The sequence below is a fragment of the Novosphingobium olei genome (genome assembly GCF_012927405.1).
In the GTDB taxonomy this organism is placed as follows: Bacteria; Pseudomonadota; Alphaproteobacteria; order Sphingomonadales; family Sphingomonadaceae; genus Novosphingobium; species Novosphingobium olei.
In genome coordinates this window covers 24,560-37,959 of sequence record NZ_JABBGM010000002.1, presented here as the reverse complement: position 1 = coordinate 37,959, position 13,400 = coordinate 24,560, and the positions used below count along the sequence as shown (strand labels likewise).

Below are 13,400 nucleotides of genomic sequence, written 5' to 3'. Positions count from 1 at the left end.
TTAAAAAATACATTTTTATCGATTGAGCCTTACGCTTTTCCTTCCAAATTAAGTTTTATCCTTCAATACCAGCAGATGTGTCCCATTTTGGAACAGATGAAATTATCGGGCAAGGTGTTGGATCTTTTTGCAATTAATGCTTTTCTTGCCGCTTGAAGCTTGATCTGGAACGGCCCGACGCCCGCTCAAGGTCAACTTTAGAATGTTCTGTGGGGGCCTTCATGATATGGGCATTTAGGCGCATAGCTGCGCAGTTTCTGTTGTGCTCGATTTGCGCAGCGCCGTTTGCTGCCTACGCAACCCCCTTAACGCTCGCTCGCATAGAGCACTCAGGCACCATCAATGAAATTCCCTCTGGCTCGCGCACCAAAACCATCGGCCACTCCATTCCGGCGAACGTCAGCTATCAAAATCGGATCACAGGGTCACCCGCGCAAACTGACGGTAAAGGATCAGTCTCGGGTTCGAAAGAGCCGGTCAAATTCGGTCCGTTTGTCGTCTTGGGCGAAACTCAGGCCATTCTGACTCGCGAAACTGACACCGATAGTCCTCGGGAGTTTGCTGATATGCTCAAGCGATTCCCTGGGATAACCACGCTCGAGCTGTCGGATTGCCCAGGAACATTGGATGACAATGCCAATCTCCAATTGGCTCACATGATACATGATCGCGGAATATCTACCGATGTTCCCCGAGGTGGATCTGTCAGGTCGGGGGCGGTAGACCTCTTTCTTGCAGGCCTTCACCGCACAACTGCACCCGACGCGAAATTCGCTATCCACGCATGGATCGATGAAGACGGCCAACGCCCGTCCAATTTTCCCGCAGACGATCCGATTAACAGGCGCTACGTTCAATTTTATCATAATACAGCAGGCATGACTGAAGCAGTTGCGGTCAGGTTTTACGATCTCGCCAATTCTGTACCTTTTGAGAATGCTCTCTGGTTAACTCCATATCAGCTTGCCAGATTTGTTGATATTAAAATAGAATCGCAAGATGAAGTAGACACGATAGAGGGACTCGATCAAAAATAAAGTTAAAATGACAATATATTATTTGGCATAAATTAAAGTTATATGATGAAGACATTTTCACGCCTACTTAACCCCGCTACCAATAGAGTGATTTACAATCAGCTTTTCAGCACTTAACATACAGCCAATCCAAGACATGATTGACCCACGGCCTGCCCGAGGGCCTTGGTGAAAATTGGCCACCCTTCATATATTTGGCAACATCTAGCGGAACTACCGCCGTCTTTGATTGTATCTCAGTCGAAATGAGGCTGTTTTCCGCCTTTAAAGTGCAAAGCGGGAGATCCCTGAAAATGCTCTTAGCCTGCTTGTGCGCGTACAACCCGACGGGCCACCCGTCGTTATCGCGAAATCTGTCTTAGCCCTTTGGGAATGACATGCTCAGATTTCTCCTACGTCGGTGTCGACCCAGCGAGGGGTGTCGCACGCATCCATTCAAAGCTCGAAGCGTATGCCGATAGCCCTTCAAATTTTTATCGCACGCCATTTTCAATTCGACCAGTCTAATTACCGTCTCCTTTGCCGGACTTCTGTAGCATCAAGCAGTATAACTTTATTAATATTGCTATTGTTGTAGCACTATTATTCCAGGAGAAGAAGCATGGCACGGTTTACCAGTGGTGATGATGTTTTCTACGGCGGGTCTGATGAAAAGGTTATCTGGGCGCTGGGGGGCGATGATCAGGTCGAAATACAATTTGATCGCGACAGTGACCCGCTTGCCACCGGTGTGACGATTCATGGAGGAGCTGGAAACGACCTTTTAGTGGTCGGTGGGTTGGACAATTTTTCAACCATTTACGGTGACGCCGGCAACGATCGGATTTATCTTGATGGTGCATTCCAAGATGAAGATCCTATTGGAGGGCAAGCCTATGGCGGCGCAGGAGACGATACGATCACCGCCGGGTACGGCACCTTCGCCGAAGGTGGGGCCGGAAACGATCGGATCACGGGCTTCCACGTTAACGGCGGTGCTGGGGACGACACTTTACAAGGAAATCAGGTCTCCGGAGGTAGTGGCGATGACGTCGTCGTGGCCAACCTGTTTGCTTACGATCGCTATGGAGCGCAGCCAGCGGTCGGACTGGGGGATGATGGTTCAGACCAAGTGTCGGGTTACATAGTCGATGGCGGAGCTGGTGACGACACTGTCGATGCTCGGGGCTACTACGACTTCGAGTACGGGGTCGGAGGAGCAGCTAGTGGTGGTGCCGGCTCTGACGTCGTTTATGGCATTGACGTTGCTGGCGGCGCCGGCAACGACCTACTTCACACCTCATCAACCGCATCGGGTGGACAAGGGCACGACGTCTTTTTTGTCTTTGATCCGGCCGCATTCTATAATGAAGTTGGCGACGCGTCCTATAACTACAACCCTATCCTCAAGGATTTCACCCTCGGCGAAGACCGCATCGCCATCCCCTCATCCTACACGTTTGTCAAAGCGTTTACCGGACATCCAGGAGAGGTCCTCCTCGATCCGGTAGCTAACATCACGAATGTCGATGTCGATGGTGATGGCTTGAGCGATACGACCCTCAAGGGGGCTTCCCGCAACCTCTTTATCAACATCGCTTTCGACGGGAGCGAAGCGGACGACCAGGCGAGCGGCAGTGGATTGTTTCTCGGAGAAGGTGGCAACGACACGCTGACGGGCGCAATTGGGACGGATTGGCTGTATGGCGGACAGGGTAACGACGTATTGTCAGGTGCGAGCGGTGACGATCTGCTGGTTGGCAATAGCGGTGCTGACACCCTTAATGGCGGTAGCGGAAACGATGAGCTTGATGGAGGAGACGGCGCGGACACTCTATTGGGCGGCGCAGGAGATGATTTCATATACGGCGGGGCGGCAGCAGACCGCATTGTCGGTGGCTCAGGCAATGACCAATTGCTGGGTGAGGAAGGCAACGATCATATAAATGGCGGCGCTGGCGACGATATAATTACGGGAGGGATGGGCGACGACTATATTTTGGGCGGCCTGGGCGCCGACCGGTTCGTTTTTTCTGCAGCCGACTATGCGCGTGCCGGTGAGTTCCCTTACCCGGACGCACCTACGCGCGATACCATCGCCGACTTTACCATCGGCAAAGACAAGATCGACCTCACCGCTTTTGGCTCAAACGTCCCGATGTCGCTTACGCATCAGAGCGATTATGACTTGATCACGATCGACCTGAACCGTAACGGAACTGATGACTTGCGCATAAGAGTGCAGACCCTAGGCGGTCGACTTACGCTTACAGATATTGTCCACAACGACACGACGGTAGAAGGCACCGCTAATAGCGATCGTCTTTACGGCGCTTTCGGGAACGACACCCTGTCCGGGCTTGGGGGTGACGATCTTTTGGCCGGTGGTGATGGCAGCGATCAGCTAATTGGCGGCTCTGGAAATGATACGCTTAGAGGTGGAGCTGGCGCAGATAAGCTTACGGGTGGGCTTGGCCAAGACTTCTTCTACTTCGATACCGTCGAGACATCTGCCGAAAGCGATACCGTCGCCGACTTCTCGTCCGGCAAAGATAAGTTGCTCTTCGACAGCTCCGCGTTCGCGGCACTTGCCGGGCAGGTTAGCGGAAGGTCACTTTCTGCAGCTGAGTTTGGCACCGGCAAATTTGCGACTACAGCGAACCAACACATTATTTACAACAGTAGCAATGGCGCACTTTACTACGATCCTGATGGCAACGGAGAGTCAGATCAAGTCCAAATCGCCACCCTTACTTTCCATCCTATTGTTACCTCCTCAGACATTATTGTTATCTGAGAATTGAGTGGCCCTCAAATTCTAGGGTAGAGAGCTTTATCTTATGCAGCCGCAGATTGTATAGTGGACCTGCATTTGTAAATGAAACGAGCGCCGGCTCGGCGTACTGATTGACAATATTGAACGTGTTGTGATTTGGCCGCAACGAGATTTTGCGAATGTCTTCAATCAGGCAGGCCGTCTCTCCCTTCGCAATTTGCTTCTATCGATTTGCCTACCGTTTGCGCGGAGCCCTCACCCATGCGTTCCGATTATATATTTCGTCGGTGGATCTACGCGCAGTTTTAGAGCGGTTTTCGACCAGTTTGAATAGCGGGGGGATTGCCAGCGAAAACCGCTTTGATATTTCTGAGATATTGGATTGAATGGAAGCTGCAAAGGCTCGTCTTCACTGTTTGTGCGGCTTCCACCCTTGCGACCTCATTGTTTTCAGTTACTCTCGGTGAGTCTCCCGACGAGACCATCTGCGAGCTTCCCCGCTAGCGATGCCCTGCCCCGCCGACACCCCCAACTCACTTGCTGTCGGCGGGGCATTTTTCGTTCATCAGTGGAACCGGTTTGGTTACGAGAGGTTGGGAGACCGCATACTCTGTGTGCAACGATCCCAACTTGGCCCTCGCGCTCAATCGCGCGGGGGTTACTTTTTGGCCGACTTTAGATACACTTGTCGAGGCACTGTGGAGGTGCCGTGTAAGCGGGTTCCCGGCGACTCCTCCAGCCGAAGTCGCCGGGAATTTCCATCTTGGTAGTCGCACGTATTCCGCAGCGTTGGTCGAGGAAAGCATTGGCGGTGTGTGCGCTCTCCTCGATACGTGTGCTGCTTTGGCGGCAGCAAGTTGCACTCACGAGCAGGGCACGATGTCGACTGTCGGGGTGATCGGTGCAGTCGCGGGTAACGGGATGCATGCCAAAAGTTTGGAGCTCTTGTGTTGGATCGCTATCCAAGCGGACGCCCCGCCAGAGCCAAAGTCATGGCGACGCTACACGGTAGAGGGGTAATTCCGCCTCCAGCAAAGCGCCATCGGCGAGCAAATCGAATCTGACCCGCCCTCCCAGCGCACTCCCAAGCATGCGGCCGAGCGACTTGGTGCCAAACCCTCTCCGGCCGGTCTGAACGACTGGCGGGCCGCCCTCCTCGCGCCAGGAAAAATGGAGGACGCTTGCGTCTCGATCGATGCGCCAGCGAATACGCACGATACCTCCCTGGTCCCCCAGTGCTCCATACTTCACTGCGTTCGTGGCCAACTCGTGCAGCGTCATGCCGAAGGCGTGGACGGCGCTCGGTAGCAATTCCAGATGTTCGCCTTCGATGAGCACTCGGTCAGCACTTCCATGGGCGAAGATCTCGAGCTGGCGCTCGATCAACTTGTCGAGCGGGCCTCCTGCAGTAGCCTTCCCCAACAACAGATCATGCGAAGCAGCGATGCCCGCCAGTCGTTGCGATATGCTGCGTTCTAGCTCGGCAGCGCTTGAAGCTACCTTTGCGCTGCCGCTGACGATAGCGCCGACGACTGCGATCAGGTTTCTGACGCGGTGACCGCTTTCATCCAGGAGCAACTGCACCTGCTCTTGGGCTTCTTTGCGTTTGTGAATATCCGAGATGACAGAGATAAAGTTCAACGGGGCGCCCGATGCATCCCGCAACAGAGACACACTAAGTTCGGTCCAGACAGTAGTTCCGTCGGCTCGGATGTATCGCTTCTCCATGGTGTAGACATCCAAGGCGCCATTCAGGAGATCCTGGACGTAGCCAAGATCAGCATCCAGGTCGTCTGGGTGGGTGATGTCTTGGAACGAAAGTGCGAGCAGCTCTTGCTGGCTTCGACCCAGCAGACCTTCGAGGAAAGGGTTTACTTGCAGGAACCGCCCGTCGATCGAGACTTGCGCCATGCCAACGTTGGCCTTTTCGAAGGCCAAGCGATGAAAATCTGAATGCATATTTTCGACATCACCATGCTCTGACCAAACGCGTTCGTCAGTATGCAGGCGCGCATCTTTACGTTGACGGTGTTGCTCGCTATCCAGCTCGCACATCTGCCCCCCCCGTAGTCTCGCATCTCTGCATGCTGCAGACGTACGTCAACGTTATCACGGTAATAGGCAGATTGTCTCTGCCTAAGCGAGCGAGGCTTCTTGGTCCGTTTTCTTCGTAGGCCAAATCGAAAGCTAGAATCGCAAAGCAGTATAAAATCGAACGAAAGTTATAATGCCGAAAACGGCTATGCACCAAAGGGCAGTGTTTGTTTAACCACACACTAACTTGTTCCTCCGTGGACAGCGCCGCAATCGATTACAATTTCTGCAAGCGACCGATTTTAAACGAGCAATCCGTGTTGGTCGCGCGTGACACGGAGTCAGCGACCCGCGGAGTTCGCCATGCTGCTTTGGTTCAAGAAGGTCGCCCCCATTCGGCTTAAGTTTCGCGTGTTAAGCGTCGCACAGCTCGCGCTGGGCCTGGTCACAGCAATCCTGACGGTGATGTCTGTCGAGGACATCGTGACCAGCCATCTGGCGACGCTGGTGGTCTTGGGTTGCGCAATAGCGGGACCCATCATCATCTCATACGCTGGCAAGCTTATTAGCGACCCGTATGTTGCAACGGTCGAGCGGATCGAGGCGCTTGTCGCGGGCGACCTTACATCGCCCATTGCCTACACCGAATACGAGGATTGCGTCGGAAGGCTTACAAAAGCGCTGGCAGTGTTCCGTGATCAGGCTCTTGAACTGCACCGGTCTTCCATCGCACAGGCAGAAGTGGTCCGCGCCACCTCCGCAAGCCTTCGGCGACTGGCAGCAAACGAACTGGATGCCCGCATGCGCGAGGGGCTCCCCGCTGAATACGCTGACATCCGAGACAACTTCAACTCGGCAGCAATCGCCTTGGACCGCACGATGTCCAGCGTCGCGGGAGCAGCTGCGGACATCCTTGGTGGCTCCCGAGAAGTCCAGACTGCGTCAAACGATCTCGCGGCCCGGACCGAAGAACAGGCCGCATCGCTCGCACATAGTGCGTCAAGTCTATCCTCCGTTTCGAGCGCTATCGCCTCGAATGCCGAAGCTGCGGTGGCGGCGTCGCACGCCGTCCGGGATGTGCAGAATCAAGCCAGCGGCGGGAACGATGTCGTGAGCCAGGCAATCGATGCAATGGCGAAGATCCAGGGATCATCCGAGGAGATTTCCCAGATCGTCGCAGTGATCGATGGCATCGCGTTCCAGACCAACCTTCTTGCGCTCAACGCGGGCGTAGAAGCCGCACGCGCTGGAGAGAGCGGCAAAGGCTTCGCCGTCGTAGCAACCGAAGTTCGCGCGCTGGCGCAGCGGTCAGGGGAGGCAGCCACGCAGATACGACGGATTATCCAGGCCAGCACTGCGCAAGTTCAGGAAGGTGTAGGACTGGTCGATGCCACGGGCCGGGCACTGACGGCCATTGCCGCCCGGATTGACAGCACTGTCGACTCCATCAACGTCATCGCTTCGACCTCGACCACCCAGTCAGAAGCGCTTGCGAGTGTCATGGACGCAATCCACCAGATGGACGTGATGACGCAACATAACGCCGCGATGGTCGAGGAAAACAGCGCAGCGTCACGCCAGCTTGCCGAGCAATCCGCGAACTTGTCGCGGCTGGTCAGCGAATTCAGAATATCGCCGTCGAACGTCGTTTCGCTTGGCGATAGTAGCGCGCACGCCAAGCGCGCTGCTTTGCGGTCGGTGAAGGCCGGCGCGGGTTAGGCTGCGCTCGCGATTGCTGACGATTGGTCCAGCTTTTAGTGGTCATGGCCTCCGCGCTTTTCAATCGGCTCAACCATCACTGCCACATCCTGGAGACCGGAAACGACAGCTTCCGCTTCACGGCCGACAGCGCCGCAACCCCTAAATCATGAAAAGCCAAATTACCCGCTTGACCCTTACCCCTGCACCGGGGGGCACATGCCCACCCGGGTCAATTCTCGGCTCTGACTCACTTTTGCTGGTGGTATGGTAGAGTTTGGTCCCGCAATCGAAGGGATCAGCCATGCATGGTCGATTTCAACGCGCGGACCTTGCACCGGAAGATTTTGCGGTCGTATCGGTTCATACCGTTGGAGAGCATCTCCAGATATTGCTGCGCGCGCGATGCGCGATGACGTTTTGCCCGGACTGTGCAGGCCCCTGTCGGCGCGTACAAAGCCGGTATTTGCGTCGTCCCTGGGACCTTCCCATTGGCGGCAGGCGCGTTTCGCTTGTGATCGAGGCGCGCAGGTTCTGGTGCGACAGCGTCGTGTGCTCGCGACGCGTCTTCTGCGAACCGTTCGATCGAGATGTGTTGGCGCGTTACGCTCGGCGAACTGCGCGACTTGAGACAATCGTTCATCAACTTGGGCTGGCGCTGGGTGGAAGGCCTGGAGCCGCCTTTCCCAGGCGGCTGATGATGCCTGTGAGCAAGGATACGTTGTTGCGGGTCGTACGCAGGCGTGTCTCCCAGCAATCCGGCGAGCTCACTGTGATCGGAATTGACGACTTCGCCTTCCGACGAGGCCAGACTTACGGACCGATTGTCTGCGATCTGGAACGGCGCAAGCCGGTCACCCTGCTACAGGATCGCGCCCTTGAGACCTCACGCACCTTTCTAGCAGCACACCCATCGATTGCGGTCGTCGCACGCGACCGCGGCGGTGGGTACGGCGAGGCTATTGCCAGAGGTCTGCCAAATGCCGAGCAGGTCGCGGACAGGTGGCACCTGATGGAGAATTCGAGCAGAGCATTCCTCGATGCGGTCGGCAAATCCATGCGCCAGATCCGGCATGCCCTCGGATGCAATGTCATCGATCCCAAGCTTCTGACTTGCGTCGAGAAACTGCAATATGAAGGCTATCTGCGCCGGCAGGAAACCAACGAAGCCATTCAGCGCCTGGCGAAGGCCGGGACGTCCATCCGACAGATCGTCCGGCAAACCGGGCATAGCCGAAAGCTGGTTCGAGATGTGCTGCGCGGCCAGCGCCTCGACGTGTTCCGCACCCGGCCGAGCTTTCTCGAACAATGGTTGCCTTGGTTGAACGACAGATGGGATGCTGGTGCCCGCAATGCACTGGCACTCTGGCGGGGAATGCGCAGCGAAGGCTTCACGGGACAAAGCGGTGTCGTATCGCAAAGGGCCCAGCGGCGGCGCCTGGCCGAGAAGGCTAACCAAAGCGGGCTCGCCCGATCACGAGACTGAAGCTCATCAAACGGCAAATGTACGGCCGCGCCAAGCTCGATCTGCTGCAAGCCCGACTAATCGGTGCCAACTGATGACACCCACCAGCAAAAGTGAGTCAGAGGCAATCCTCAGTGGAAATCAACACGCTCGCGCTCAATCGCGCTTGTCATGTCCACGCAAATCGCTTGCCCTGCGCGATTGAATGGTTCGACTTGCGCCCCATCTAATCAACGATTAGATGCTGTGCGCGCTTTGATTCGGGCCAGAGGCAGGTGATCGAGCGCAGGGAGCTTCCTAGTGATGGGTTCATTTAAATACGGCGTTTCGACCTACAGCTATGTCAACGACTACGGCTCGATCATGACGCTGGACGATGCGTTCGACCACATCGCCGATACCGGGGCGACCGGGATCGAGATCCTCGGCGAAGGGCAAGTCGAGGGTTATCCCAATCCCTCCTCTGCGTGGCTCGACAGATGGTTCGGCTTGCTTGACCGGTACAAGCTCGAGCCGACCAACATGTGTTCGTGGGTCGACATGCGCCTGACGCTGTCTCGCAACCTCACCATCGAGGAGGGCGCGGCCGAACTGGAGCAGGACTTGCGTCTGGCGCACCAGCTCGGCTTCAAGTTCTTGCGGCCCAAGTTCGGCGTGATGTCGCACGACCTGATCCCGGAGGCGAACTGGGAAGGCTATGTCGAGCGCAATCTCGATCTGGCGCACAAGCTTGGCATCGTGATCTGTCCGGAAATCCACGCGCCGACACCGATCCGGCACCAGGTGGTCGATGGCTATATCCAGTTCATCGAGCGAACGGGCACAAAGAATTTCGGGCTGATGATCGATACCGGCATCTTCCAGGATCGCCCCCTCATCCATTGGGGGTCGCACCAGATCACCGACGAGATGCGCGCTCACATGGACTTTCTCAACGGGATCAGGGTCAACCCGGAAGAGCTTCTCGATATCGCCCAGTACGTCGTATTCGTGCAGGCTAAGTTCCACGACATCGACGAGCATCTCGAAGACCAGAACATTCCGTGGAAGCCGGTCATTTCGGCACTCAAGCGCGCCGGCTATTCGGGCTACCTGTCCAGCGAATACGAGGGCCTGCGCGCACCTTGGCGGGCGATCGATCAGGTGCGGCGACAGCAGGTGCTGCTGCGCAAGCTCGAACGCGAATACGATCAGGGCATGTTCGCCTGAGAGGCCGTACCAGCAGGACATCGGAGAATATCATGCTCGAACATCAGCTCATCCAGAGCACCGGCTTTCGCAATTTCGGCCCCGTTGGTGCGCGCGAAGGATTTGCCGTGCGGATCAGGATTCCCAACTATCATGGCACCCGCCTGTCCCAGCTCGACGGGTTCGACGTGACGGTGGACGGCGAATACTTCGATCACGAAGTCAACAGCTTCGGCATCCGCGACGAGGTCTACACCATCGCCGAGATGCGCGAGGAGACTACCGCGCGCTGGGGGCTGCTCGAATGGGGCGAAATCCTGGTGCGTAAGCCGGGCGGACTTGCCCCCGGCGTGCACAAGATCGAGGTCCTAGCCCGAATTCGCTACTCCTATTTCCCGCCCGACATGCACATCTTCCCGATGCGCGAAGAACGGTTCGCCACGATCTGCCTTGCCTGATCGCAGAAGGGTGTGCCGCGCGGGGCCCCGAGGCTATCCATCCGGCCGCGCGCCAACCGGATGGTCCGCGCGAAGCGGACGGGCCTGTAATCGCATAGTGGCCTCAAGCGTCTCGCCGGGTTGCAAGTTCGCCATCGCGTCTACCGATGCCGGGTGGTTCAGGGCATTGGTCATATGGCTCACCGGCTCGACACAGAACCAGTCCGCATCCGGCGGCACATAGACCGCGGTGCAGGACAGGTTCGGCGTACTCGCGATGACGAGCGCGAGATTTCGGTCAGGCCAGATCACCTGCAGGACGCCTTCCCGGCCGCTATAGACCGTATCGACAGGGCGTGAGCCCACCGGCTCACCGCACCACCAGTCGGCCGCGCCGTCTTTCACCTTCAGCTTGGTCGGCAGCCCACCACTGTCGGTTTGCCATTCACCGCGATGAAGTCCCAGATACCGGGTTGCGTCGCTGCGCGGGAAGTAGGGGTGGAAACCGAGGCCCGCGGGCATTGGGTCGCTGGCAAGGTTGGTCAGCGCAAGCCGAGCCGTCAATCCATCATCATCCAGCGCGTAGGACAAGGCAGCGCGATAGCGCCAGGGCCAATCGCCGCCAGGGTAAGTGTGCTCGAGCAGCAATGTGGACGGGGTTCGCCCGGCTATTGTCCAATCTGAAAGCCAGCCCCTACCGTGGATTGGGTTGTGCGGATCGACCGCTGGAAAGTTCGGCGCAATCGTGACGTGGCGCCCATTCCAGATGAACTGTCCGCCGCCAATCCGGTTCGAATAAGGCACCAGCGCAAAGCAGCCAGCATCGAGAATGCCCAACCCCTTAGCTTCGCGCAGCAGATGCTGACCGCCCCATGTGAAGGCCAGGATCGAACCTCCGCGAGACGGTTCGGCAATCAAGCCGTAGTCACTGCAACAAAGCTCGATCCTGTCGGCGTCAGACATCGTCCCTGGCAGTCAAAGCGCCGAGATGAGTTTCCCAGCTGATGGCATCATTGTGCGAGTGGGTAAAACCGATCGAGCGTTCGAAATCAACACAGGCCTTGCTGCGAAAGGCTGCAATATAGGTCCGGCGCCAGCGCGTCGGAGAGCTGTTTCCGCCCGATCCGTGGATAATCATCTCGTCGTGCACGGTGATGTCGCCGCGCTTCAGCGGCAGTTCGACCACTGGATCGTTCGCGGTCAACTCTACACTGAGGATGTGCGAATTCTCGCGATCCTCGCCCATCAAAGGGCGATGCGGGCGCAGGCCCTTCTTTTGCGATCCCGGCACCACCCGCAGGCAGCCATTCTCGCTGTCGGCGTCATCGAGCGCAAGGCTGCAGGTGGCGGTAAGCGGCTCAGGAGTGCCGGTCGGCCAGTAGCCCAGGTCCTGGTGCCAGGTGAACACCGCGTCGGGCTTGGCCGGGCGCTTGGCGAGAAACTGGTCGTAGTCGAGCGTCGCGCTCTTCCCGATCAGTTGGCGCGAGATCGATGCCGCTCGCCTTTCATAGATGTTGCCTTCAAGCTCCGGCTTGTACCGGCGCGGCAGCACCGCGTTGACCAGGCTGAAATCCTCGAACCTGCGGTCATAGGGGCCGGACATGTCGCAGAAATCGCGCCCCATGCCAGGCACCTCGCCGCGGATGAAGCGTTCGAATTCGGGTTCGATCGCGGCGAGTTCCTCTTCGCTCAGCACCGCGCGCAAGATGACGTAGCCATCGCGGTGGAACTGCTCGATCTGTTGCGCCGAAAGGCGGTACTCGTCGCCTTGCCGGCCCAAGGTTGGTTCAGTCATTTCTTGCCTCCAACGGAGAGGATACGCGGGAGCCGGGTGATCGGCGTGAGGGTGATGTCGCGAAGATAGGTTTCGGCGCCCTCCGACTGCAGTTGAATGCGTCCTTCGGTCAGCGGGTGCCTGCGTCCGGCTTCGTCGGTCGTGCTCAGCCCGCTGGCGGCCAGAACTGGAGTGCCGTTGACGACGTGGATCGACCGATCGCCCAGGGTATAGATGTCGAGCGTGTTCCATTCGCCCAGCGGGCGTTCGGCGTCCACCGCTGCATCGACATTGAATGCGGGCATCTGGATTGGCGACAGCCGACCGCCCGGCATGTAGCGCCGGAACGGATACGCAATGGAACGATCTCGCGCGACACTGACATTGGCGCCGACCCGCCAGTCGACGGTCTGGAACGAATGGGTCCCTTTGGAATCGCCGACCGTCAGCAGCATTCCCACCGACTTTGGCACGATCTCGAATTCCAGCGCCGACATCCAGGTGCCAAAGAACGCGCCGTATGCCCCGTGCGAATGATATAGCACGCCATTGTTGCGCGGCATCGGGAACCAGGCGTTCTTACCCCACTTGAACTGCAGGTGGAGGTGATAGTTGCGATAGTTGGCCTTGGTGATCAGCCCGCCCCAGATCTTGCCGCTGGTGAAGATTGCCGGACGGCCATCCTCCGTTACAACCCGGAACACGCCGGTGGTATCGTGGTTCAGGCCGATCGGCCCACCCGAAGGGCTGCCGTAAGTATCGCGCGGATCGGCATATCCAAGCCAGCTGTCCCAGCCTGCTAGGCTGCGGCCGTCGAAAAGCCGCTGCGTCCCGCGGCCGTTTGCCGGCAATCCCGCAAGCTTGAGGTGGGGCACCCGGTACGGTGGATCGTTGGCAATGACCGCCTGCTGTTCCGGAGTCGAGCCGTCTGGCGGGCCTTGCTGGGCAGAAACGGCGCTTGCTGTGGTCAGCAAGGCAACAGCCAGAAGCGTGGGAGATATGAGCTTCATCG

The 13,400-nt window shown here is 57.5% G+C and carries 9 protein-coding genes and 2 pseudogenes; 7 read left to right on the top strand and 4 right to left on the bottom strand.

Annotation, left to right across the window (positions count from 1 at the left end; genetic code table 11):
• Positions 1 to 152: 152 nt before the first annotated feature.
• Together HHL27_RS04190 and HHL27_RS04185 are read left to right on the top strand one after the other, a co-directional pair.
• Positions 153 to 1,037 (top strand): hypothetical protein, encoded by an 885-nt coding sequence (locus tag HHL27_RS04190; protein ID WP_206069395.1) that lies wholly within the window; start codon positions 153 to 155, stop codon positions 1,035 to 1,037.
• Positions 1,038 to 1,638: 601 nt separating this feature from the next.
• Positions 1,639 to 3,813: a calcium-binding protein gene (locus tag HHL27_RS04185; RefSeq protein ID WP_169492150.1), complete on the top strand. Its 2,175-nt coding sequence runs from the start codon at positions 1,639 to 1,641 to the stop codon at positions 3,811 to 3,813.
• Positions 3,814 to 4,782: 969 nt separating this feature from the next.
• On the opposite strand, the gene HHL27_RS04180 is transcribed toward HHL27_RS04185, so the two are convergent.
• A complete protein-coding gene (locus tag HHL27_RS04180) occupies positions 4,783 to 5,847 on the bottom strand; it encodes a PAS domain S-box protein (RefSeq protein ID WP_169492149.1) in 1,065 nt (354 codons plus the stop codon).
• Positions 5,848 to 6,189: 342 nt separating this feature from the next.
• Between HHL27_RS04180 and HHL27_RS04175 the strand changes: the two genes are divergently transcribed.
• The 5 genes and pseudogenes from HHL27_RS04175 to HHL27_RS04155 all read left to right on the top strand — a co-directional run bounded on the left by HHL27_RS04175 (position 6,190) and on the right by HHL27_RS04155 (position 10,635).
• Complete coding sequence (locus tag HHL27_RS04175; RefSeq protein WP_169492148.1) at positions 6,190 to 7,545, top strand: methyl-accepting chemotaxis protein; 1,356 nt, start codon at positions 6,190 to 6,192, stop codon at positions 7,543 to 7,545.
• 44 nt (positions 7,546 to 7,589) lie between these two features.
• Positions 7,590 to 7,697 (top strand): annotated as a pseudogene (locus HHL27_RS04170) (ATP-binding protein); the annotation flags it as partial.
• Between the two features lie 131 nt (positions 7,698 to 7,828).
• Positions 7,829 to 8,977: pseudogene (locus tag HHL27_RS04165) on the top strand (ISL3 family transposase); the annotation flags it as partial.
• Between the two features lie 315 nt (positions 8,978 to 9,292).
• On the top strand, positions 9,293 to 10,198 hold the full coding sequence (locus tag HHL27_RS04160; RefSeq protein ID WP_169492147.1) for a sugar phosphate isomerase/epimerase family protein: 906 nt from the start codon (positions 9,293 to 9,295) through the stop codon (positions 10,196 to 10,198).
• A 32-nt stretch (positions 10,199 to 10,230) separates the two neighbouring features.
• The gene (locus HHL27_RS04155; protein ID WP_169492146.1) at positions 10,231 to 10,635 is read left to right on the top strand and encodes a C-glycoside deglycosidase beta subunit domain-containing protein; all 405 of its coding nucleotides are present in this window, start codon (positions 10,231 to 10,233) and stop codon (positions 10,633 to 10,635) included.
• Between the two features lie 33 nt (positions 10,636 to 10,668).
• Here HHL27_RS04155 and HHL27_RS04150 read toward each other — a convergent pair whose 3' ends face one another.
• Genes HHL27_RS04150 through HHL27_RS04140 form a run of 3 tightly spaced genes read right to left on the bottom strand, consistent with a single transcriptional unit; the run spans position 10,669 to position 13,398 of the window.
• Positions 10,669 to 11,577, bottom strand: coding sequence for an aldose 1-epimerase (locus HHL27_RS04150; protein ID WP_169492145.1), 909 nt, complete (start codon positions 11,575 to 11,577; stop codon positions 10,669 to 10,671).
• Positions 11,570 to 12,409, bottom strand: a complete 840-nt coding sequence (locus tag HHL27_RS04145; RefSeq protein ID WP_169492144.1) for a phytanoyl-CoA dioxygenase family protein — start codon at positions 12,407 to 12,409, stop codon at positions 11,570 to 11,572. The genes HHL27_RS04150 and HHL27_RS04145 overlap by 8 nt, the downstream gene beginning before the upstream one ends.
• Entirely contained in the window at positions 12,406 to 13,398 is a 993-nt protein-coding gene (locus HHL27_RS04140; RefSeq protein WP_169492143.1) for a 3-keto-disaccharide hydrolase, read from the bottom strand. The genes HHL27_RS04145 and HHL27_RS04140 overlap by 4 nt, the downstream gene beginning before the upstream one ends.
• Positions 13,399 to 13,400 lie beyond the last annotated feature (2 nt).